This is a genomic window from Halobaculum litoreum, assembly GCF_030127125.1.
In the GTDB taxonomy this organism is placed as follows: domain Archaea; phylum Halobacteriota; class Halobacteria; order Halobacteriales; family Haloferacaceae; genus Halobaculum; species Halobaculum litoreum.
In genome coordinates, this window is record NZ_CP126156.1 from 2,112,067 (window position 1) to 2,132,414 (window position 20,348).

The 20,348-nt window shown below is 72.6% G+C and carries 20 protein-coding genes and 3 pseudogenes; 12 read left to right on the plus strand and 11 right to left on the minus strand.

From position 1 onward, the window contains the following. Positions 1–7 precede the first annotated feature (7 nt). Positions 8–856: an ArsR/SmtB family transcription factor gene (locus tag P0R35_RS11540; RefSeq protein WP_284012609.1), complete on the plus strand. Its 849-nt coding sequence runs from the start codon at positions 8–10 to the stop codon at positions 854–856. 204 nt (positions 857–1,060) lie between these two features. Here P0R35_RS11540 and P0R35_RS11545 read toward each other — a convergent pair whose 3' ends face one another. Next, the gene (locus tag P0R35_RS11545; RefSeq protein WP_284012610.1) at positions 1,061–1,576 is read right to left on the minus strand and encodes a metallophosphoesterase; all 516 of its coding nucleotides are present in this window, start codon (positions 1,574–1,576) and stop codon (positions 1,061–1,063) included. Between the two features lie 139 nt (positions 1,577–1,715). Here P0R35_RS11545 and P0R35_RS11550 point away from each other — a divergent pair, with 139 nt between their 5' ends. Further along, positions 1,716–2,681, plus strand: a complete 966-nt coding sequence (locus P0R35_RS11550; RefSeq protein WP_284012611.1) for a cation diffusion facilitator family transporter — start codon at positions 1,716–1,718, stop codon at positions 2,679–2,681. A 54-nt stretch (positions 2,682–2,735) separates the two neighbouring features. Here the strand turns inward: P0R35_RS11550 and P0R35_RS11555 are convergent, their stop codons facing one another. Further along, on the minus strand, positions 2,736–3,149 hold the full coding sequence (locus P0R35_RS11555) for a cupin domain-containing protein (RefSeq protein WP_284012612.1): 414 nt from the start codon (positions 3,147–3,149) through the stop codon (positions 2,736–2,738). 210 nt (positions 3,150–3,359) lie between these two features. Then, positions 3,360–4,346, minus strand: coding sequence for a replication factor C small subunit (locus P0R35_RS11560; protein ID WP_284012613.1), 987 nt, complete (start codon positions 4,344–4,346; stop codon positions 3,360–3,362). 92 nt (positions 4,347–4,438) lie between these two features. Here P0R35_RS11560 and samp2 point away from each other — a divergent pair. After that, positions 4,439–4,638 (plus strand): annotated as a pseudogene (gene samp2 / locus P0R35_RS11565) (ubiquitin-like small modifier protein SAMP2). Continuing rightward, positions 4,635–5,078 (plus strand): GNAT family N-acetyltransferase, encoded by a 444-nt coding sequence (locus P0R35_RS11570; RefSeq protein ID WP_284012614.1) that lies wholly within the window; start codon positions 4,635–4,637, stop codon positions 5,076–5,078. Before samp2 ends, P0R35_RS11570 begins: the two are co-directional and overlap by 4 nt. 7 nt (positions 5,079–5,085) lie before the next feature. Here P0R35_RS11570 and P0R35_RS11575 read toward each other — a convergent pair whose 3' ends face one another. Beyond that, positions 5,086–6,465: a phosphoglucomutase/phosphomannomutase family protein gene (locus P0R35_RS11575; RefSeq protein ID WP_284012615.1), complete on the minus strand. Its 1,380-nt coding sequence runs from the start codon at positions 6,463–6,465 to the stop codon at positions 5,086–5,088. 161 nt (positions 6,466–6,626) lie between these two features. Here P0R35_RS11575 and P0R35_RS11580 point away from each other — a divergent pair, with 161 nt between their 5' ends. Beyond that, the gene (locus P0R35_RS11580; protein ID WP_284012616.1) at positions 6,627–7,247 is read left to right on the plus strand and encodes an NADPH-dependent FMN reductase; all 621 of its coding nucleotides are present in this window, start codon (positions 6,627–6,629) and stop codon (positions 7,245–7,247) included. Between the two features lie 37 nt (positions 7,248–7,284). Here P0R35_RS11580 and P0R35_RS11585 read toward each other — a convergent pair whose 3' ends face one another. The 3 genes and pseudogenes from P0R35_RS11585 to larB all read right to left on the minus strand — a co-directional run bounded on the left by P0R35_RS11585 (position 7,285) and on the right by larB (position 8,745). Next, positions 7,285–7,533, minus strand: coding sequence for a GIY-YIG nuclease family protein (locus P0R35_RS11585; protein ID WP_321170458.1), 249 nt, complete (start codon positions 7,531–7,533; stop codon positions 7,285–7,287). Positions 7,534–7,715: 182 nt separating this feature from the next. Next, on the minus strand, positions 7,716–7,868 hold the full coding sequence (locus tag P0R35_RS16705; protein WP_432765005.1) for a DUF7563 family protein: 153 nt from the start codon (positions 7,866–7,868) through the stop codon (positions 7,716–7,718). 102 nt (positions 7,869–7,970) lie between these two features. Next, positions 7,971–8,745: pseudogene (gene larB, locus P0R35_RS11590) on the minus strand (nickel pincer cofactor biosynthesis protein LarB). Between the two features lie 151 nt (positions 8,746–8,896). Here larB and P0R35_RS11595 point away from each other — a divergent pair. Beyond that, positions 8,897–9,064: a DUF1931 family protein gene (locus P0R35_RS11595; RefSeq protein ID WP_284012617.1), complete on the plus strand. Its 168-nt coding sequence runs from the start codon at positions 8,897–8,899 to the stop codon at positions 9,062–9,064. 64 nt (positions 9,065–9,128) lie between these two features. On the opposite strand, the gene rpiA is transcribed toward P0R35_RS11595, so the two are convergent. Then, entirely contained in the window at positions 9,129–9,824 is a 696-nt protein-coding gene (gene rpiA / locus P0R35_RS11600) for a ribose-5-phosphate isomerase RpiA (RefSeq protein ID WP_284012619.1), read from the minus strand. A gap of 85 nt (positions 9,825–9,909) precedes the next feature. Between rpiA and P0R35_RS11605 the strand changes: the two genes are divergently transcribed. Further along, positions 9,910–10,623, plus strand: a complete 714-nt coding sequence (locus tag P0R35_RS11605; protein WP_284012620.1) for a hypothetical protein — start codon at positions 9,910–9,912, stop codon at positions 10,621–10,623. A 101-nt stretch (positions 10,624–10,724) separates the two neighbouring features. Beyond that, a complete protein-coding gene (locus P0R35_RS11610; protein WP_284012621.1) occupies positions 10,725–10,967 on the plus strand; it encodes a ferredoxin in 243 nt (80 codons plus the stop codon). 159 nt (positions 10,968–11,126) lie between these two features. Here P0R35_RS11610 and P0R35_RS11615 read toward each other — a convergent pair whose 3' ends face one another. Beyond that, entirely contained in the window at positions 11,127–11,807 is a 681-nt protein-coding gene (locus tag P0R35_RS11615; RefSeq protein WP_284014619.1) for a bacteriorhodopsin, read from the minus strand. 281 nt (positions 11,808–12,088) lie between these two features. On the opposite strand from P0R35_RS11615, the gene P0R35_RS11620 reads away from it, so the two are divergent. The 3 genes from P0R35_RS11620 (at position 12,089) to P0R35_RS11630 (ending at position 16,758) form a co-directional block, all read left to right on the plus strand. Beyond that, positions 12,089–12,898 carry a lycopene cyclase domain-containing protein gene (locus P0R35_RS11620; protein ID WP_284012622.1) on the plus strand — a complete coding sequence of 270 codons (810 nt, stop codon included), beginning with the start codon at positions 12,089–12,091 and terminating at the stop codon, positions 12,896–12,898. Further along, positions 12,898–13,935 (plus strand): Brp/Blh family beta-carotene 15,15'-dioxygenase, encoded by a 1,038-nt coding sequence (locus P0R35_RS11625; protein WP_284012623.1) that lies wholly within the window; start codon positions 12,898–12,900, stop codon positions 13,933–13,935. The genes P0R35_RS11620 and P0R35_RS11625 overlap by 1 nt, the downstream gene beginning before the upstream one ends. Before the next feature lie 291 nt (positions 13,936–14,226). Continuing rightward, a complete protein-coding gene (locus tag P0R35_RS11630; protein ID WP_284012624.1) occupies positions 14,227–16,758 on the plus strand; it encodes a DEAD/DEAH box helicase in 2,532 nt (843 codons plus the stop codon). 4 nt (positions 16,759–16,762) lie between these two features. Here the strand turns inward: P0R35_RS11630 and P0R35_RS11635 are convergent, their stop codons facing one another. After that, positions 16,763–17,416, minus strand: coding sequence for an Sjogren's syndrome/scleroderma autoantigen 1 family protein (locus P0R35_RS11635; protein WP_284012625.1), 654 nt, complete (start codon positions 17,414–17,416; stop codon positions 16,763–16,765). 78 nt (positions 17,417–17,494) lie between these two features. Continuing rightward, complete coding sequence (locus P0R35_RS11640; protein WP_284012626.1) at positions 17,495–17,974, minus strand: histidine kinase; 480 nt, start codon at positions 17,972–17,974, stop codon at positions 17,495–17,497. A gap of 233 nt (positions 17,975–18,207) precedes the next feature. Here P0R35_RS11640 and P0R35_RS11645 point away from each other — a divergent pair. After that, a pseudogene (locus tag P0R35_RS11645) lies at positions 18,208–20,325 on the plus strand (ATP-dependent DNA helicase). Positions 20,326–20,348: the final 23 nt, after the last annotated feature.

Genomic DNA, 20,348 nt, shown 5'->3' on the forward strand with positions numbered 1-20,348 from the left:
ACGACGAATGGCCGACATCCCCTCCTCCATCCCGGGGATCGGCGGACCGTGGTCCCGCGGGGACGACGACGCCGACGACCGCGACCCCCGCGTCATCGGCGTCGACGGCGACGACGCCGACGCGGTGCTGGCCGCCCTCTCCTCGGAGACCGCCCGCGCGATCCTCTCGACCCTCCACGACTCGCCCGGCCCCGCCAGCGACGTCGCCGACCGCGTCGACACCTCCCTCCAGAACGCCCAGTACCACCTCAAGCGCCTGCGCGAGGCGGGCGTCGTCGAGGTGACCGACACCGTCTACTCCCAGAAGGGCCGGGAGATGGACGTGTACGCCCCCGCCGACGGGCCGCTCGTGCTCGTCGCCGGCACCGAGTCGCAGGCGTCCGGGATCCGCGCGACGCTCAGCCGGCTCCTCGGCGGCGTCGGCGCGGTCGCCCTCGGCGCGGTGCTCGTCGAGACGGCGCTCGGCGGCCCGTTCTCGCCCGCCGGCGTGTTCGCGACCGGGTCGGCCGGCGGCCCGCAGCGCGTCGACGACGGGGGCGGGGACGCCGGCGGCGCGGACGTGAGCGCCGAGGCCGCCGACGCGACGGCGACGGAGGCGGCGGCCGACACCGCCACCGCGACGGCGACCGACTCGGGGATGGGGATCGCCGAGGCGACCGAGACCCCGGCGGCGACGGCGACGCCGGAGCCGGCCGCGACGGAGGCGGCCGCCGAGACCGTCTACACCGTCGCGACGTCCGCCGAGCCGACGGTCGTCGACCAACTGGCCGCCTCGCCGGGGTTCCTGTTCCTCTGTGGCGGCCTGCTGGCGCTGGCGGTCGTCGCGCTGTACGCCCGGCGCCGCGGCGCGCGCTGATCGGGCGACGGCGCGGGGATCGGCTCGCCGAGGCGGATAGCTAAAAGCGGTCTTTGAGTGTAGGGAAAGTACTTGACACGAGCGGCGCAAGCGGTGGGTACCGGTCCCCGGTGACGCGACGGCCCTCCCGACCGGTCCCCTCCGAACGGTCCCCGCGGCCCTCCACGACGCCGCCCCTCCTCCGACGCCCCGACCAGCGACAGTTTACTCCGTCACGGGGACGGCGAACTCCCCGAACACCTCGCCGTCCGGGGTGACCAGTCGCCCCGCGAGCCCGGCGTCCGTCCGCTCCACCTCGGCGTGTGCGGGACGGTTGCCCCGGGGCTGGGCGTAGCTCCCGGGGTTGACGAGCGGGACGGCGCCCGAGTCGTCGAACTCCGGGCGGTGGCTGTGGCCGAACACGACGAGGTCGGCGTCCCGCTCGCGCCCGAACATGACGAGCCCCGTCGCGCCGCTGCGGCTCCGGTGGCGGACCGCCAGCGTCGCCCCCTCGTAGCCGACGACCCGCTCGGCGGGGAGCCGTTCGCGCAGGGCGGCGTCGTCGTTGTTGCCGGTGACGCCGTACAGCGTGTCGGTCACCCGCAGGAGGTCGTCGAGCACCGGCTCCCGGTAGAAGTCGCCCGCGTGCACGACGGCGTCGGCCTCGCGGACGGCCGCGAGGGTGCGGCCGCGGAGTCGGTGGCCGTCGGTGCCGTGCGTGTCGGAGATGAGGACCAGCACACCCGTGCGGAGGCGCGGACGGCTACTAACGGTTCGGGACCGCGGCCACCCGGTCGAGCGTCGGCGTCGGCCGGACGGCGCGTCGCCGGGGCGGTCGGATGCCGCCGGCTTGATAACCGTCGACCGAGCACACGTGCCAATGGCTGGAGGAAGCAGGTCGGTCGTCATCGCCGCGCTCATCGCCAACGGCTCCATCGCGGTGCTGAAGTTCTTCGGCTTCCTGCTCACCGGGTCGCCGTCGATGCTGTCGGAGACGTACCACTCCATCTCCGACACGGGGAACCAGGTGTTCCTGCTGATCGGGATCCGGTACTCGGAGAGGACCGCCAACCGCGCGCACCCGTTCGGCTACGGGAAGGCGCAGTTCTTCTACGCGTTCCTCGTCTCCGTCCTGCTGTTCGGCATCGCCGGGTGGGAGTCGCTGAAACACGGGTACGAGGCGATCGTGCACCCCGCCCACGGCGGCGAGCGCGCCGACGTGATCCTCGCGGGGATCAACTTCACCGAACTCGTCCCCGTCGACCCGTTCTGGATCAACGTCGTCGTCCTGCTGGGGGCGATCCTGTTCGAGATCTACGCGTTCGCGAAGGCGCGCGCGGAGCTGAACCGTCAGATCGCCAACTACGGCTGGTCCGGCCTGCGCGAGGCGTTCTCGAAGACCAGCGACGTGACCACGCTCACCGCCTTCACCGAGGACGCCATCGCGCTGGGCGGGGCCGTCATCGCGCTCGTCGGCATCTCGCTGGCGCGGTTCCTCGACGCGCCGATCTTCGACGCCGTCGCGTCGGTGCTCATCGGCGCGCTGCTGATGTTCTTCGCGGTCGCGCTCGCGTGGGAGAACAAGCGCCTCATCCTCGGGGAGTCGCTGCCGGCGGACGTCGAGACCGAACTCCGGAAGGCGATCAGCGAGCACGACGGCGTCGTCCACATCGACGGCTTCCGCACCGTCTTCGTCGGTCCCGGCGAGGTGCTCGTCACCGCCGACGTGAGCTTCGACGGCGAGCTCGAGACCGGCGACATCGACGCCGACATCGACCGGATCGAAGACCGGCTGCGCGGACTGGACGACCGCGTCCGGATCGTGTACATCGAGCCGGAGGTGTGAGCGACGGATCGCGATCGGGGCGGGGGAACGCCCGTGGGAAGCTACCGAAGTAGCCTACGCCGAGACGCGATACGTCTCGTGGCCGCAACCGGTACACTCGTATCGGTACTCCCCCTCCGTCGCCGCTTCACCGAAGGTGTGGACAGTCCGTTCGTCGCAGTCGGGACACTCGACCAGCCACTCGGTTTCCTCTTCGTACTCGCGTGGGGCACCGATAGCGAGCCCCGTCGCCGGAGTGTCGCCGTCGTTCGTCCCCAGCTGGGACGTTCCGGGCGGGATGCGGACGAGTTCGCCCGCTTCGACGGTCGTCTCCGCGGCGTCCGATCCGAACGTGACCGCGCCGGAGACGATGTAGAATATCTCCTCTTGGACGCCGTGTCTGTGGGTCGAGACCCTGAAACTCTCACCCGGATCGAGTGTGTAGTGGTTGACGGAGACGCCGTCCGTGTCGAGCTCGTCGGAGAGCACCCGGATCCCGCCGACGGAGTCGGCGTCCGCACCGGGCGGAACGTCCTCGTCGCTCGGGCCGACCGGTTCAACCGCCTCGATCGTGACTGTCTCGAACGGCACGTGCGGAAGTCCCCGATCGGGTGGGTAAGTGCTTCGTCCGTGTGGGAGCCGATAGCGGGGGCGTCGGCACCGAGGGAGTCCAGCGCCACTCCCGCGGGTACCTGTCGCCTACTCCTCTGCCAGCGCCAGCGACGCCAACAGCGCCTCCAACTGCACCTGCTCGTTGGCGCCCTCGGTGATCCGGAAGTCGGCCTCGCCGATACGCTCCATCAGCCGCACCGCCTCCCGATCCGACAGGCCGAACTCCCAGACGGAGCGGTGGAGTTGGTCGATGATGTCGCCGCCGGCCATCCCCGTCTCGGTGAGGAGCCTGTCGAGCGTCGCGCGCGACTTCGAGAAGTCGCCCGCGAGCGCGTCCTCGACCATCGCCTCGATCTCCTCGGGCCGGGCGGTCGCGGTGATCTCGTAGACGGCCTGCTCGTCGACGACCTCGCCGGTCGTCGCGGCCGCCTGCAGGGAGTTGATCGCGCGGCGCATGTCGCCGTTGGCGGCGTACACCAGCGCGTCGAGGCCCTCGTCGGTGATCTCGATGTCCTGGTCGGCCGCGATGTCGCGCACCTGCGACTCGACGGCGGCGTCCGAGAGGGGGGAGAACCGGAAGACGGCACACCGCGACTGGATGGGGTCGATGATCTTCGAGGAGTAGTTGCACGAGAGGATGAAGCGCGTGTTGTCGGAGAACTGCTCCATCGTGCGCCGGAGGGCGGACTGGGCGTCGTCGGTGAGGGAGTCGGCCTCGTCGAGGAAGATGACGCGGTAGTCGTGGCCGCCGAACGACGAGCGCGCGAAGTTCTTGATCCGGTCGCGCACCACGTCGATGCCGCGCTGGTCGGAGGCGTTCAACTCGAGGAAGTTCGTCCGCCAGTCGTCGCCGTAGATGGTCTTGGCGATGGCGACCGCGCAGGTGGTCTTCCCGACGCCCGCCGGCCCCGCGAACAGGAGGTGCGGGAGGTCGTCCCGCTCGATGTAGCTCTCCAGCCGGGAGACGATCTGCTCGTGCCCGTACACGCCGTCCAGCGTCTGCGGGCGGTACTTCTCGATCCAGACCTCCCGCCCGGGGGAGGAGTCGGCCCCGGCGTCGTCGGCCTCGCTCATGGACGGTGGTCGGCGGGCCGGGGGGATAAACGCCCCGAGATGCCGACCCCGCGGTGGAAAGCGGGAAGTCGCCGCGCACTCCACGAACCCCCATGGACGTGACCGCGGAGGTCGTCGGCGAGGGCACCGAGACGCTGGCGCTCGCCGACGACGCGGCGTACGCCGACGTGTGCCGCGCCGTCGGCTACTCCCCCACGAGGTGACGGTGCTCGTCGACGGCACGCCCGTCCCCGAGGACGCGCCCTGCGAGGCGTCCGAGGTGCAGGTGCTCAGGCTCATCAAGGGCGGATGAGCGACGGGCGCGACGACGACGGCGACGACGGGCCGCGGATCCGCGTCGCCCGCGACGCGGAGGTCGACGCGGTGAGACGCCTCCTCGACGCCGCGATGTTGACCGTGCCCGACGGCCTCGCCGACCGCGTCGCCGGCGGCGACGTGCTCGTGGCGGCCGCAGACGCCGGCGTGGGAGGGACCGACGCCGACGTTGTCGGGGCGCTCGTCCTCGACGGGAGCCACGTCGACGCGGTAGCGGTCCGCAAGTCGCGCCGTGCGGCGGGCGTCGGGCGCGCGCTCGTCGCGGCGGCGGCCGACCGCACGGACGCGCCGCTGACGGCGACGTTTCGACGACAGGTGCGGCCGTTCTACGGGGCGCTCGGGTTCGTGATCGAGGACCGCGGCGACGGCACCGGCCGGTTCGACGGCCGCCTCGACGGGGCGCCGGAGCGGGGCTGACCGCGGTCTACAGCAGGGCCTCGACCAGTTCGCGCCCGTCGTCGAGGATGGCCGCGGTGTGCTCCTCGGAGCCGGACTCGCCGTACACGCGCATCATCGGCTCCGTGCCCGAGGGGCGTACGAGCAGCCACGAGCCGTCCGCCAACAGGAGCTTGAAGCCGTCGATCGTCACCACGTCGGCCACCGCCTCGCCGGCGACCTCGTCGGGGATGTGGTCCGCGAGGTCGTCGACGACGCGCGCCTTCTCGTCGTCGGGGCAGTGGACGCTCACCTTGTCGGCGACGATGCGGCCGTGCTCGGCGACGAGGCGGTCGACGCGCTCGTCGTACGACTCCTCGCTCGCGGCCGCCGCCGCGAGCAGCGACATCAACACGCCGTCCTTCTCGCGGATGTGGCCGCGCACGGAGAAGCCGCCGGACTCCTCGCCGCCGATCAGGGCGTCGTGTTCGCCCATCGCCCGCGCGACCCACTTGAAGCCGACCGCGGTCTCGAACACCTCCTCGCCGTGCGCCTCGGCGATGCGGTCGATGAGGAACGTCGTCGAGACGGTGCGGATCGCCGGGCCCGAGTCGCCGTCGAGGAGGTGGTCGTACGTCGCCGCGAAGAAGAGGTTCTCGTCGAGGTGGCCACGCTCGGGCGTGACGACCGCGAGGCGGTCGGCGTCGCCGTCGTTCGCGATGCCCAGGTCCGCGTCGCCGTGGCCGACGTGCTCGGCGAGCGTCTCCAGGTTCTCCGCGGACGGCTCGGGCGAGCCGCCGCCGAACTCGGCGTCGCGCTCGCAGCGCAGGCGGATCACGTCCGCGCCGGCGGCCTCCAGCAGCGCGTCGGTGACGCCGCGCCCGCTGCCGTGCATGGCGTCGTACGCGACCGTCAGCCCCGAGAGGTCGAGCCCCGCGCCGCCGACGAGGTCGCGCGCGTGCTCGGCGTGGGCGCTCACGAGGTCGGTCCGTCGGATCTCCCCCGGCTCGTCGGCGTCGAGCGCCGGGTCGCGGAGGTTGGCGACGATGCGCTCGGTCACCTCGGGGAGCGCGGGCGCGCCGTCGTCGGGGATGAACTTCACGCCGTTGTACTCGGGCGGGTTGTGGGAGGCCGTCACCATCAGCGCGCCCGCGGCGTCGCGGTCGACGACGGCGTACGCCGCGACCGGCGTGGGGCAGTCGCGCTCGGGGAGCACGGCGTCGAAGCCGTTGCCCGCCAGCACCTCGGCGAGCGACTCGGCGAACCCCTCGGAGGTGGGCCGGGCGTCGTAGCCGACGATCACGGGGCCGTCGTGGCCCTGCCCGGCGAGCGTGTCGGCGACCGCCTGCCCGACGATGCGGACCCGGCGGTCGGTGAACGTGTCGAGGGTGGCGCGCCACCCGTCGGTTCCGAAGGTGATCTCGTCCATGGGAGGGGCGTCGGCGGGGCCGGGCAAAAACCCGGGTGGCCGGTGTCGCCGGGCCGTACCGAGCCGCGCCGCTCGCCGCGGGCCGCAGAGGCGGGGAGCCGGCGCCGGGGGCGGACCCGCGAACCCGACGGCCTTTTGCTCGCGCTCGGGAAGGGACGACCATGTCGGAGACGCCGACCGTCGTCGCCGTGAACGGATCGCGGCGCGACGGGAGCTACGGCCGCGCGACGCTGCAGTACGCCCTCGACGCCGCCGCCGAGTACGGCGCCGAACCGGACTTCATCGACCTGGGGGACCCGGCGCTCGACGTCCCGCTGTACCACCCCGACGTGGACGCCGCCGACGCCGGCGACGTGCCGGACCTGCTGGCGCGGATGCGCCGCGCCGACGGCGTGTTGCTGTGCTCGCCGGTGTACCACGACTCGTACTCGTCGGCGTTCCGCTCGTTCCACGACTGGTGTAGCTTCGACGAGTACGACGACACCGTCGTCGGGCTGTTCGCCGTCGCCGGCGGCGGCTCCTACGGCGGCACGCTCGAACACATGCGCGCGACGATCCGCGGCGTCCACGGGTGGGTCGCCCCGCTGCAGGTCGGGATCCGGGGCGCCCGCAACAAGTTCGAGCCGTGGGGCGACGGCGAGCGGCCCCCCGAGGGCGCGATCGGTGCGGGGTCGCGCTACGAGTTCGTCGACGACTCCTTGCGCGAGCGGACGCTGAAGCTCGGGCGGCGGGTCGCCCACTACGCGGGGCACAAGGACGCGTTCCTCGACGTCCCGGAGTAGCCGCCGGCGGCCCCGCCGCGACGCCGCGGCGCCGCCGTCAGTCGACCAGCGCCTCCTTCGCCGCCCGCGACCGCTGTTTGATCGCGTACTCGCGGGACATCGCCGCCGACCGCGAGTCGAACGCCTCCACGTGCACCAACTCGACGGGCGTGCGGCCGCGGGTGTACTTGGCGCCGTCGCCGGCGTCGTGTTCGGCGACGCGGCGGGTCACGTCGGTGGTGTAGCCGGTGTACAGCGAACCGTCGGCGCACTCGAGGAGGTAGACGTAGTGGTCGGCCGGCGGCACGCGGACGCCGTCGACGCGCTCGGCGTCGGTCGGGGACTCCTCGCTCACGGCTCGGGGGAGCGAGTCGGCGGCGATAAAGGGTCCGGTGCGGCGCGGCGCCGCCTGTCCCGTGGTCCCCCCGGGGGAGCGGGATACGGATGGGGTGGTGGCCGTCGCGTGCGGTGGGGTGGTCACAGAGCGGTTCAGTCGTCGGCGCGGGTCCGCTCTCGTGCCGCTTCCGCGATGCCCGCGTTCGCAGAGCATGACGGGCACGCGTTGAGGTTTCCGTGTTCGTCGCTGAACACGCGTGCGAAGCGGTCTGATACGTGCGACCCGCAGTGGTCGCAGCGTGGCATGTGGTCGACCGGCATCCACCGCTGCCGGTACGTCTCTTAGGAGACGGGCACACATATACCCTTTCACGGATGTATTCGGCAGATTTCCGGGACGTAGCCCGATCAGTCCGCCGACGACTCCCCGCCGTCTCCGACCCCGCGGGCGATCAGCGCCGCCTGCGTCCCGGCGACGAACCCCGCCCCGACGTTCACCACTGAGAGGACGGTACACGACTGGAGCAACGCCAGCAGCGCGGCCACGCCGTCGCCGCCGACGCCGTACCCGGTGGCGGTCGGCAGCCCGATCACCGGGGCGTCGACGAGCCCCGCGACGAGCGTCGGCAGCGTCGCCTCCCGGCCGGCGGCGACGACGAGGACGTCCGCGGCGCGCAGGGTGTCCACCTCGTCGAGGACGCGCGTGAGGTTGGCGACGCCGGCGTCCTCGACCGTCTCGACGCGGGGCCCGGCCGCGCGGGCGACGACGGCCGCCTCGCGGGCGGCGGGCGCGTCGGCGGTGCCGCCGGAGACGACGACCACGTCCGCGTCGACGGCGGGCGGCTCGTAGTCGGCGGCGCGGACGACGACGGTCCGGGCGCGGGCGTCGCGCTCGACGGTCGCGTCCGGGTGTTCCTTGTCGAGGTACGCGCGCACCTCCTCGGCGACGTCGTCGCCCGCACGGGTGACGAGGGCGCGCCCCGTCGACTGGACGGCCGCGTCGGCCATCGCCGCCACCTCGGCGGGCGTCTTCCTCCGCGAGGATCCCCTCGGGGATCCCCCGGCGCTGTTCGCGGGCGGCGTCGAAGCGCCCGGCCTCCGTCGTCGCGTAGCCGCGGAGGCGGGCCTCCGCCTGTGCGGGCGTGAGGTCGCCGGCCGCGAGCGATTCGAGCGTCTCGCGCATACCACCCCTCCGCGGCGCACCGACTCGAAGGCTCCGACCGACACGGATTTATAAACGAACCGGCGTAGACCCCCGCGAACGGCCGCGAGGGGGCCTCCTGACCGTTTGACTTGGGAACGTTTATAAGGAGGCGTCGGGAAAACCCGGTTGCATGGCAGACCTCATCGTCAAGGCAGCCGTCAAGGAGTACCTCGATGACAAGAACGTCGCGTCCGACTTCTACGACGCGCTCGACGAGGAAGTCGCGGAGCTCCTCGAGGACGCCGCCCGCCGCGCCGAAGAGAACGACCGGAAGACGGTCCAGCCGCGCGACCTGTAAACCCCGGTAGACTTTCCTCCACTTCTTTCACCCGCCCCGTAGCGGCGGCGCCGTCGACGCGCGGTCACGGCTCGCGCACGGACACGTCGCCGTCGGCGTCGCCGACGTACACCGCGTCCGCCAGCCCGACGAACAGCCCGTGTTCGACGACGCCCGCGGTGTCGGACAGCGTCCGCGCCAGCGCCCCGGGCTCCGCGACGGTGCCGAAGTCGCAGTCGAGGACGAGGTTGCCGTTGTCGGTGACGACGGGGCCGTCCTTGCGCTCGGCGGCGCGCAGCGTCGGGTCGCCGCCGGCGTCGACGACGGCGCGCTCGACGCGGGCGAGCGCGTCCGGCAGCACCTCCACGGGCACCGGGTAGTCGAGCCCGTCGGCCAGTTTCGAGTCGTCGGCGACGACGAGGAAGCGGTCGGCCGTGGCGGCGACGACCTTCTCGCGGGCGTGGGCCGCGCCGCCGCCCTTCACGAGCGCGTTCGCGCCGGCGGCGACCTGGTCGGCGCCGTCGACGGCGACGTCGACGCGCGCCACGTCCGCGAGGTCGAGCAGCGGCACCCCGACCTCGCGGGCCAGCGCCCGCGACTGGTAGGAGGTCGCGACCGCCTCGACGTCGAGGCCGTCGGCGACGCGCTCGCCCAGTCGGCGGACGGCGTGGGCCGCCGTCGACCCCGTGCCGAGGCCGACGCGGTCGCCGTCGCTCACCGCGGCGGCCGCCGCCTCGCCCGCCGCGCGCTTCGCCGCCTCGCTCCCCGCGGTGTTCTTCATGCGCGGTGTTGCCGGCGCGGCGCGCAAAACGCTTGCCCGAGCGCACGACAGAACGTATATGGTAATCGACCGATCACGTTGACACGTGTCGTCGCCCCGCTCCGGATCCGGTCGCCGGCCGGTCCGGGTCCTCGCCCTCCTCGTCGTAGCGCTGTCGGTCGCCACCCTCGTCTCGGTCGCCGCCGTCGACAGCGCCGCCCGCGCGCCGCCGCGTCCGGTGTGCGACGTCTGTGCGGACGGCGCCGTCCCGGACGCCGCCGCCGAGCGCGGCGTCGCGGTCGCCGTGGGCGCCAGCAGCCTCGACCTCCACGTCCGCGCCGACGGCTCCACGCGGCGGGTCGCCCGGCTGGGCTTCCTCGACGGAGCGGACGAACTCCGGAACGCGTCGCTCCGCCGCGCGGTGGTCGACGCGGCGCTCGACGGTTCCGAGGGGCAGGCGGAGAGCCGGCTCGAGGGGGACACGCTCGTCGTGGAGTACAGCCGCACCGGGGTCGCCCGCCGCGAGTCCGGCGCGGTCGTCGTCACCGCGTTCCACGCCGCCGGGGCGCCGCCGCTGGCGACCGGCGGCGAGGGAACCGCGGTCCTCGGGGCGGACGAACTCGTCGTCTACGCGCCGGCCGGGTACGTGCCCGCCGGCGGCGCCGCCGACGGCCGCGTCGTCGGCCGGACCGTCCACTGGAACGCCGACGGCGCCGGCGCCGACGGGATCGACCGCGACGCCCGGCCGACGTTCGTCCCCGACGACGCGTCGTTCCCCGAGGTCCGCGGCGCCGTCGCGCGCCTGCTCCTTCGGCTGTGATGGCGGCGGCTCCCCCGGCACGGCACGCCGCGCCGGCGGTCGAGCCGGCCGGGCGACCGGCGGACGAAGACGGTATTACGCCGGGCGTCGACCGTCCGTCCATGCACGTCGAGTTCGACCGCGACACCTGCGTCGGGATGTACCAGTGCGTCGCCGAGTGGGACGCCTTCGAGAAGGACATGGACGCCGGCAAGGCGACGCTCGTCGGCGGCGAGGAGGTCGACGCGGACACCTACTCGCTGGAGGTGCCGGAGGGCGAGGAACTGGACGCGAAGTTCGCCGCCCGGACCTGCCCGGTCGACGCGATCCGGCTGTACGACGACGACGGCGAACAGCTGATCTGAGCGGTCCCACCGGCCGCACGTCTTCTGCACACGACCGCGACACCCGCCGCCAGAGCGCCGACGCCGTCGCTCGTCGGTCGGTCGCTGAAAAAACGGGGCCGTCCCCCGAGCCGTCGCCGGTCGACGGCCGGTGATCGTCGTGTGGGTCGCGCGGTCGCCTCAGTCCGCGCTCTGGGCGGTCGAGGCGCCGGTACCGCTGAAGACGCTACGACTGCGCAGCAGCACGATCCCGAAGCCGACCTTCGCGGCCAGGTCGAGGACGGCGAACGCCGCGGTCTCGACGGGCAGCGGGATGATCGCGAAGCCGGACTCGGTCCCGAGGATCCACACGATCGGGTAGAACGACCACAGGACCAACACGAGGTTGCGGAGCCGACTGAACAGCGCCGCCCGGTCGCCGGACATCTTGCTGGCCTGCTCCGACAGCGTGCCGAGCAGGTAGTACAGCATGACGATCATCGCGCCGGTGGAGATGGCCCACCACGCGATGCGGACCGTCTGGCCCTCGCGCGCGAGCGCGCCGACGAGACCCGTGACGATCATGAACACGTCGAGCCCGATGAGCGTCGCGATGGTGTTACGGTCGGCTCCCGCAAGCAACGCGAGGTCGAGCAGGAGCAACGGAGTGGTGAACAACCAGTCCGCGTAACGGGCCCAGTAGATCTCGAGGGTGCCGAGCCCCTGCACTGGGACCTCGATCAGCCCGAACCCGATGGCCATCGAGAAGTACGACGCCGCGGCGATGGCCGGGATGAAGATGGTGATGATGTAGTACTCTTGTTGCTCGGGGTCGCGCACCGACCAACCCTGTGCGATGAAGTACAGGGTCCCGAGCGTCATGCCTATCGTCCCGATCCACAGGCTGAGTGATTCCAGCCCCGGTGTTGGAGTTGCCATACCCGGAAAACCGTAAGGTCGGAATCGCCTTATAGGCTTGCCCAAATCGGCGTGCGGCGGCCGGAATCGCCAAATGGCGTCACGAACATATTCGGATAAAACGACGTTCCAGAGACCACAGATTCCCCGTCGCTCCCCTACGCTTATCGCCGTCGCCCACGCGGGATGGGTATGACATCGGCGCGGCGCTGTCGGCCGATCCGGGACCGTGGGGGGCGCCGACGGTGACGCTCACCTACCTCGGGTTCCACCTCCTGTTCGTGCTCCCGGTCGTCGCGCTGTTGCTGTGGCGGCGCCCGGCGCTCCCCGCACGGCGTCTCCGGGTCGCGCGCGCCGGCCTCGCCCTGATGGGGACCGTCGCGTTCGCGTACACGACGCCGTGGGACAACTACCTCATCGAGCGGGGCGCGTGGTTCTACGGCGAGGGCACCGTCGCCGCGCGCGTGTGGCTCGCACCCGTGGGCGAGTACCTGTTCTTCGTGCTCCAGACCGTGATCGCGGGGCTGTGGATCTACCGGGTCGACTTCGACCCGACGCCGACCGACGGCGACACCGCCCCGCTCCCGCGGGCGGTCGGCGCGCTGGCGCTGCTCGCGCTCGGCGTCGTCGGCGGCTGGCTCGTCGCCGTCGGGCCCGAGCGGTTCCTCTACCTGGGCGCCATCCTCGTGTGGGCGTGCCCCGTGATCGCCCTCCAGTGGGCCGTCGGCGGCGCGTTCCTCCTGCGGCGACCGCGACCGTGGCTCGTCGGGGTCGGCGTGCCGACCCTGTACCTGTGGGCGGTCGACCGGGTCGCCATCGGCCTCGGCGTGTGGACGGTCGCCGACGCGACCTCGACCGGCGTCGAGATCCTCGGGCTCCCCGTCGAGGAGGCGGTGTTCTTCCTCGTCACCTGCACGCTGGTCGTCTACGGGCTGATCCTCTTCGAGTGGGTCGTGATCCGGCTCGACCGCCGGGGCGGCCGTTCCGAGCGAACCGACCGCGCCGGCGGGCGCGACGCCGACCGCGAGGCGCCGCCGGCGCCGAGCGTCGAGTGATGGCGGTCGCCGAGTCGCTCCCGGCGCCGTTGCGCGGCGCGCTCGACCGGTGGGGCGTCCGCGCCTCGTGGGTCGCCCTCGCGGTCGCGGTGCCGGTCGCGTCGATCACGCCCATGCTGTCGCCGACGCTGCGGTACGCGCCGTTCCTCGCGTCGGTCCTGCTGTTCGGCCTCCCGCACGGCGCGGTCGACCACCTCGTCCCCGACCGCCTCGCGGGCACCGGCCTCGCCCGGTCGGTCGGCGTCGTCGTCGCCGTCTACGGCGTCCTCGGCGTCGGCTACGGCCTCTGGTGGGCCGCCGCGCCGGTGTCGGCGTTCGTCGCGTTCATCGCCGTCACCCTCCTGCACTGGGGCCAAGGCGACGTGTACGCGCTGCTCGTCCTCGCGGGCGCGGAGCACCTCCCGACGCGCGCCGAGCGGGCGCTCGCGCTCGTCGTCCGCGGCGGCCTGCCGATGCTGGTCCCGCTGGTCGGCCACCCCGCCGAGTACCGCGCGGTCGCCGGGGCGCTCGTCGGGCTGTTCGGCGCCGACGCCGCGGCGCTGGCCCCGGTGTTCGCGCCCGCGACCCGCCTCGGCGTCGCCGCCGGGTTCGGCGCGGTCACCGTCCTCGCGCTGGCGCTCGGCGCGCGACGGGTCCGCCGCGGGGCGGCCGCCCGCCGGCCGTGGCTCGTCGACGCCGGCGAGACGCTCGGGCTGTGGGCGTACTTCCTGCTCGTCCCGCCGGTCGTCGGCATCGGGCTGTACTTCTGTCTGTGGCACGCGACGCGCCACATCGCCCGGCTCGAACTCCTCGACCCCGGCGCGCGCGCGACGCTCGCGGCCGGCGACCTCGCGGGGACGCTCCGGCGGTTCGCCCGCGACGCCGCGCCCGCGACCGCCGGCGGCCTCCTCGTCGTCGCGGGCGTGTGGGCGTTCGTCCCCCGGCCGGCCGCCGGCCCGGAGGGCCTGCTCGCGGTGTACCTCGTCGCCATCGCCGTCATGACGCTGCCGCACGTCGCCGTCGTCACGTGGATGGACCTGCGCCAGGGCGTGTGGTGAACGGCCCACTAAAGGAGCGTCACCCCGGATCCGAGTCGTCGGGAGCCGGGGCGAACCGTTATGTGGGATTACCGAAACCACTCGCGTGATGTCAGAGTCCGAGCGCTGTCACATCGGCGAGTGGGCCGCGCTCCTCGACGAGCCGGTTCCCGAGACCGCCCGCGGGCGGCGGCAGTTCGAGTTCCGCCCCCGGGACGCCGCCTGATCGGGGCCGAGGGGGCGCGAACGACCGCGTTTCACTTCCGCCACGGTTCACGAAGGTTTACCCCCGACGACGCGATACGATCGGCAATGGCCGAGGCCGCCGAGTCGGGCGCGTACGTCGAGCACCCCCTGCTGGTGCCGGAGTTCATCGAGAACCGCCGCTACCAGACGGAGTTGGCGGCGACCGCCCGGAGCGGGCACACGCTCGTGTGTCTGCCGACCGGCCTCGGGAAGACGACCGTCTCGCTGCTCGTGACCGCCCACCGGCTGTACGAGGTCGGCGGCAAGTCGCTGTTCCTCGCGCCGACGAAGCCGCTCGTCCAGCAGCACGCCGACTTCTACCGCGAGGCCCTGGACGTCGCCGACGAGGAGATCGTCGTGTTCACGGGCGAGGTCCGTCCGGACGACCGCGCCGAGTTGTGGGAGTCGGCGAGCATCGTGATCGCGACGCCGCAGGTCGTCGAGAACGACCTCGTCGGAAACCGCATCTCGCTGGCGGACGTGACCCACTGCACCTTCGACGAGTGCCACCGCGCCAGCGGCGACTACGCGTACGTGTACATCGCCGAGCGCTACCACGCCGACGCCGACGACCCGCTCGTCACCGGGATGTCGGCCTCGCCCGGCGGCGACCGCGAGGAGATCACCGCGGTGTGCGAGAACCTCGGTATCGGGCAGGTGGAGGTGATGACCGAGGAGGACGCCGACGTCGCGGAGTACACCCACGACACCGACGTGCAGTGGGAGCGGATCGACCTGCCCGAACCCATCGTCGAGATCCGCGACGCGCTCAACGAGGTGATCACCGACCGTCTGGAGATGCTGAAGTCGCTCGGCGTCTCGCGCACGACCCAGCCGGACGTCTCCCAGAAGGACCTCAACCGGATGCGCGGGGAGCTCCAGCGCATGATGGACGGCGGCGACTCGGACGCGTACAAGGGGATGTCCGTCCACGCGGAGGTGATGAAGCTCCGGCGGGCGGTCGAACTCGTCGAGACCCAGAGCGTCGAGGCGCTGCGACGCTACTTCGAGCGCCAGCGCAACGCCGCGCGCTCGTCGGGCGCCTCGAAGGCGAGCCAGCGGCTGATCGCCGAGCCGAAGGTGCGCGAGGCGATGCGGAAGGCCGAGAGCTTCGACGACCTCCACCCGAAGTTCCGGCGCACGCGCGTCCTGCTCGCGCAGACGCTCGGCATCGGCGGCGGCGAGCGCGTCATCGTGTTCACCGAGTCGCGCGACACCGCCGAGGCGCTCACGGAGTTCCTCTCGGCGTCGTTCGACACCCGGCGGTTCGTCGGCCAGGGCGACAAGGAGGGCTCCGACGGGATGACCCAGACGCAGCAACAGGAGACGCTCGACGCGTTCCGCGCCGGCGAGTTCGAGGTGCTCGTCTCCACCAGCGTCGCCGAGGAGGGGCTGGACGTCCCCGAGGTCGACCTGGTCCTCTTCTTCGAGCCGGTGCCGACGGCGATCCGGTCGATCCAGCGGAAGGGGCGGACCGGCCGGCAGGACGAGGGTGCGGTCGTCGTGCTCCTCGCGAACGACACGCGCGACGAGGCGTTCTTCTGGATCTCGCGCCGGCGCGAGAAGGAGATGGAGGAGGAGCTGCGGAAGCTGAAGGGCGTCGCCGACGAGATCGCCGGCGAGTTGGACGACGACCAGGCGGGGCTCGCCGACTTCGAGAGCGAGGGAAGTGAGCCCCCGGGGCGAACGGGGAGCGAAGCGACCCCCGAGCAGTCGAGCGCCGGCGCGAGCGGCGGACAGCCGGGGCTCACGGACTTCGAGCCCGACGACGGCGCAGCCGACGAGGACGAGTCGGTCGACGAGGACGGGACGGTCGACGCCGACGACGGTGGAACGGAGGACGCCGACGCTGCGGCCGACGACGCGGTGGAGGACGCCGAGGACGACGTCGTCGCCGCCGCCGGCACCGATACCGACGGCGTCGAGATCGTCATCGACCAGCGCGAGTTGGAGTCGACCATCGCGCGCGACCTCTCGACGCGCGAGGGGATCACGACGCGGCTGGAGACGCTCGCGGTCGGCGACTACGTGCTCTCCGACCGCGTCGCCGTCGAGCGCAAGTCGGTGGCGGACTTCCTCGACACGCTCGTCGGCGGCGACCGCTCGATGTTCGAGCAGGTGAAAGACACCGCCCGCGCGTACGCCCGGCCCGTCGTGATCGTCGAGGGGGAGGACCTGTACGGCGAGCGCAACGTCCACCCGAACGCGATCCGCGGGGCGCTCTCCTCGCTCGCCATCGACTTCGACGCGAGCGTGCTGCGCACGGAGAACGAGCAGGACACCGCCGACCTGCTGGAGGTGATCGCCCGCCGCGAGCAGGAGACGAACGACCGCGAGGTGTCCGCCCACGGCGAGAAGGGAGCGAAGACGCTCGGCGAGCAGCAGGAGTACGTCGTCTCGTCGATCGCCGACATCGGGCCCGTCACCTCGCGGGCGCTGCTCGACCACTTCGGCAGCGTCGAGGGGGTGATGACCGCCCGCGAGGACGACCTCTTGGAGGTGAGCGGCGTCGGACAGGTGACCGCCGACCGGATCCGGGAGGTGGTCGGCAGCGAGTACGCCGAGCGGAGCGACGCCGCGGACGGGGACGACGCGTAGCCGGTCAGCGCCGCAACGCGGCGAGCGCCTCGGCCGCCTCGCGGGCCGCCTCGAGGTGGGCGGCCGCCGTCCGGGGTCGCTCGCCGCCGCGCCGGCCTCGGCGTGGCGCCGCAGCGCCCGCGCGAGCGCGTCGCGACCGGCCGTCAGGTCGTCGCCGCCCGCGTCGGGCGTCGGCCTCGGCGTCGCGCCCGCGGCGGCGGGGCGCCCGTCGGGTCCGGATCCGGCGTCGTCGCCGCGGACCCGTGACCGTTCGCCCCGGACCCCGGCAGGTCGTCCGGCGCCCCGTTCGGCGCCGGCTCGTCCCCCGGCGCGCCGCCGGGCGTCCGGGGTCCGGCGCGGGCGCGTCCGACACGGCCGGCGTGTCGGTCGTCCCCGCAGGGGTCTCGCCGCCGGCGCCGCTGTCGGCCGCCCCGCCGGCGCCCGCGTCGCCGTCCGCGCCGCACTCCGGGCAGAACTCCCGGCCGTCCTGTCGGAAGATCGGCGAGCCACAAGCGTCGCAGTGGCTGTTCGTCATCGTCGCCCCCTTGAGGAGGAGTTCGCTCATCCGGCGCGTGGACTCGCGTTTCTCCTCGTCGCGGGCGAACTTCTCGCGGAGTTTCTCGCGCTCGGCCTCCTTGTCGAAGCCGGTGTCGTCGCCGGCGGCCGCGTCGTCGCTCATGGACGGTGGAAACACGCCGGCGGCGAAAAAGTCAGCGGCGGGGCCGCGGCGCGGCCGCCGGGTGCGGTCGCGGGCGGCTCACAGCGACCGCAGCGACGGGACGAGCGCGCCGAGCACCGCCCCGTACAGCACGTGGGCCGCGAGGCTGAGCGTGTCGAGGTTCGGCAGCGGCGGGGTCGCGGGGGAGCCGACGGCCGCCAGCCACGCCGGCATCAGGAACGCCGCGAGCGCGATCCAGAGGACGACCCCGTAGCCCGCCCCGAGCAGCGTCGAGCGCCGCGCCTCGGTGACGTCGAGGGCGTTCGCGAGCGCGACGAAGGCGACCCCGAGGACCGCGCCGTGGCTCACGTGGACGACCCAGCCGGCGACGCCGCCCGAGAGCCCGTACAGCGAGGGGATCGCGACCTCCAACGCGGGCGGGGCGAGGATCGAGAACACCACGCCCATCGCGATGCCCGCGACCGCGCCCGCGACGACGCCGCCGCGCCAGCCGCCGTGCTCCGTCTCCGTCTCCGTCTCCGATTCCGTCGCCGTCGCGGTCGGTGTTCGTGTCTCCATAGCGATACGTCCGGTCGCTCGCCCCGAGGATAGCCGTACGTGCGTCGTGCGTCCGCGGCGTCCAGTCGCCTCCCGTCGCCCGGTTCGGCGGGCGCGGCGACCGCCGGCGTTCACTTCCGCCACGCCACCCGTAGGTTCAAATCCGACGACGCGGAAGTACGCCCGTGTCGACGACGGACGGTCACCTGCGCTTCTTCCCGTACGAGGAGCCGTACCCGAACCAGCGCGAGGCGATGGACCGCGTCGCCAACTCGCTGGAGCGCGGGCAGGACGTGTTGTTCGAGGGCGCGCCCGGCACCGGGAAGACGCTCTCGGCGCTCGTGCCCGCGCTGGAGCACGCCCGCGAGCACGACCGGACCGTAGTCATCACCACGAACGTCCACCAGCAGATGCGCCAGTTCGTGGAGGACGCCCGCGCCATCAACGAGGCCGAGCCCATCCGCGCGTCGGTGTTCAAGGGGAAGGCGTCGATGTGCCACATCGACGTCGACTACCAGGAGTGTCAGACGCTGCGCGACACCACGCGCTCGCTCGTCGACGACGAGTCCGACCGCGAGCAGTTGGAGGACCGGCTCGACGACCTCACCGACGAGATGCGCGACGGGGGCGAGGGCGGCGACGCCGGGAGCGCCGCCGAAGCCAGACAGGCCGTCCAAGAGGAGTTGGAGCGCATCGACGAGGACCTCGACGAGGAGTCGGCCAACACCTGCGACCACTACTACGAGAACCTCACCGGCGACACCGGGGAGTTCTTCTCGTGGCTGTTCGCCGACGTCCGCACGCCCGAAGAGGTGTACGAGTACGCCGGCAGCCGCGGCTTCTGCGGCTACGAGCTGCTGAAGGAGGGGATGGAGGACGTGGAGTTGGTCGTCTGCAACTACCACCACCTGCTCGACCCGATGATCCGCGAGCAGTTCTTCCGGTGGCTCGACCGCGACCCGCAGGACGTCATCACCGTGTTCGACGAGGCGCACAACATCGAGGACGCCGCCCGCGACCACGCCTCGAAGACGCTCACGGAGAACACGCTCGAGGCCGCGCTCAACGAGTTGGAGGAGACCGACGACTCCCGCGCCGAGCCCGCCGAGAACGTCCTCGGCGCGTTCACCGAGGCGCTGCGCGACACGTACGACGGGAAGCTCGGCTTCGGCGCGCGCGAGTCCGTCGGCGAGAACTGGGACGACGTGTCCGTCGCCAACGAGGACCGCCGCGACGACCTGACCCTCGCGTTCCTCGACCGCTACGAGGGGCGCGGCATCCGCGCGGAGTGCGAACTCGCGCTCCAGCTCGGCAAGCGCCTCGACGAGGAGTACGAGGAGGCGTACCGCGACGGCGAGACTACCACGCGCCGCGAGTGTCAGACCCTCCAGGCCGCGGCGTTCGTCTCGGCGTGGATGGACGGCGGCGGCGAACTCGGCCAGCACCCGGTCGTCTCCGTGCGCCGCGACGCCGGCACCGACGAGGTGTACGGCCGCGCGGAGCTGTACACCTGCATCCCCCGCGAGGTGACCGAGGAGCTGTTCGAGGAGGTGTACGCGAGCGTCCTCATGTCCGCGACCCTCCGGCCGTTCGAGGTGACACAGGACGTGCTCGGGCTCTCGGACCCCGCGACGCTCGCGTACGGGATGGAGTACCCCGAGGCGAACCGGCGCACCTACTCGGTGGCGACGCCCGCGCTGTTCGCCTCCGAGCGCGACGACCCCGCGACACAGGAGACCATCGCGGCGACGCTGTCGGACGTCGTCCGGTTCACCCCCGGCAACAGCCTCCTCTTCTTCCCGTCGTACGCGGAGGCCGAGCGCTACCACGAACTCCTCGCCGGCGACCCGAACCTCGGGCCGCTGCTGCTCGACGGCTCCGAGCCCGACACCGAGCAGCTCTCCGGAGGCGGCTGGTGAACAGCGACGACGCGGCGCTGTTCACCTCGCTGTGGGGGACGCTCGCGGAGGGGGGTGAGCTTCGACGGCGACGACGCCCGCACCGTGGCCGTGGTCGGGGTGCCGTACCCGCACCTCTCCGAGCGCATGGAGGCGGTGCAGGACGCGTACGACCGCGCGTTCGCCGACCGCTCCCGGGACGCCGGCTGGGAGTACGCCGTCGAGATCCCCACCATCAGGAAGACCCGGCAGGCGCTCGGGCGGGTGATCCGCGCGCCCGACGACTTCGGCGTGCGCGCGCTGCTGGACAAGCGCTACACCTCCGCGGACATGGGGAAGTACTCCGTGCGCGACGCGTTCCCGCCCGAGGAACGCGGAGAGTTGATCGACATCGGCCCGGAGAAGCTGAAGTTCGCGATGCTGAACTTCTACACCGACCACGACGCCTACGACGGGCCACCGCCGGAGCCGTAGTCGGAGCGCGGAGTCGGGCCCGT

Bases quoted from the DNA above. Each gene is read 5' to 3' on its own strand.
- P0R35_RS11540 (WP_284012609.1), top strand. From the start codon at position 8: ATGGCCGACATCCCCTCCTCCATCCCGGGGATCGGCGGACCGTGGTCC.
- P0R35_RS11550 (WP_284012611.1), top strand. From the start codon at position 1,716: ATGGCTGGAGGAAGCAGGTCGGTCGTCATCGCCGCGCTCATCGCCAAC.
- P0R35_RS11560 (WP_284012613.1), bottom strand. From the start codon at position 4,346: ATGAGCGAGGCCGACGACGCCGGGGCCGACTCCTCCCCCGGGCGGGAG.
- P0R35_RS11570 (WP_284012614.1), top strand. From the start codon at position 4,635: ATGAGCGACGGGCGCGACGACGACGGCGACGACGGGCCGCGGATCCGC.
- P0R35_RS11575 (WP_284012615.1), bottom strand. From the start codon at position 6,465: ATGGACGAGATCACCTTCGGAACCGACGGGTGGCGCGCCACCCTCGAC.
- P0R35_RS11580 (WP_284012616.1), top strand. From the start codon at position 6,627: ATGTCGGAGACGCCGACCGTCGTCGCCGTGAACGGATCGCGGCGCGAC.
- P0R35_RS16705 (WP_432765005.1), bottom strand. From the start codon at position 7,868: ATGCCACGCTGCGACCACTGCGGGTCGCACGTATCAGACCGCTTCGCA.
- P0R35_RS11595 (WP_284012617.1), top strand. From the start codon at position 8,897: ATGGCAGACCTCATCGTCAAGGCAGCCGTCAAGGAGTACCTCGATGAC.
- rpiA (WP_284012619.1), bottom strand. From the start codon at position 9,824: ATGAAGAACACCGCGGGGAGCGAGGCGGCGAAGCGCGCGGCGGGCGAG.
- P0R35_RS11610 (WP_284012621.1), top strand. From the start codon at position 10,725: ATGCACGTCGAGTTCGACCGCGACACCTGCGTCGGGATGTACCAGTGC.
- P0R35_RS11615 (WP_284014619.1), bottom strand. From the start codon at position 11,807: ATGACGCTCGGGACCCTGTACTTCATCGCACAGGGTTGGTCGGTGCGC.
- P0R35_RS11625 (WP_284012623.1), top strand. From the start codon at position 12,898: ATGGCGGTCGCCGAGTCGCTCCCGGCGCCGTTGCGCGGCGCGCTCGAC.
- P0R35_RS11630 (WP_284012624.1), top strand. From the start codon at position 14,227: ATGGCCGAGGCCGCCGAGTCGGGCGCGTACGTCGAGCACCCCCTGCTG.
- P0R35_RS11635 (WP_284012625.1), bottom strand. From the start codon at position 17,416: ATGAGCGACGACGCGGCCGCCGGCGACGACACCGGCTTCGACAAGGAG.
- P0R35_RS11640 (WP_284012626.1), bottom strand. From the start codon at position 17,974: ATGGAGACACGAACACCGACCGCGACGGCGACGGAATCGGAGACGGAG.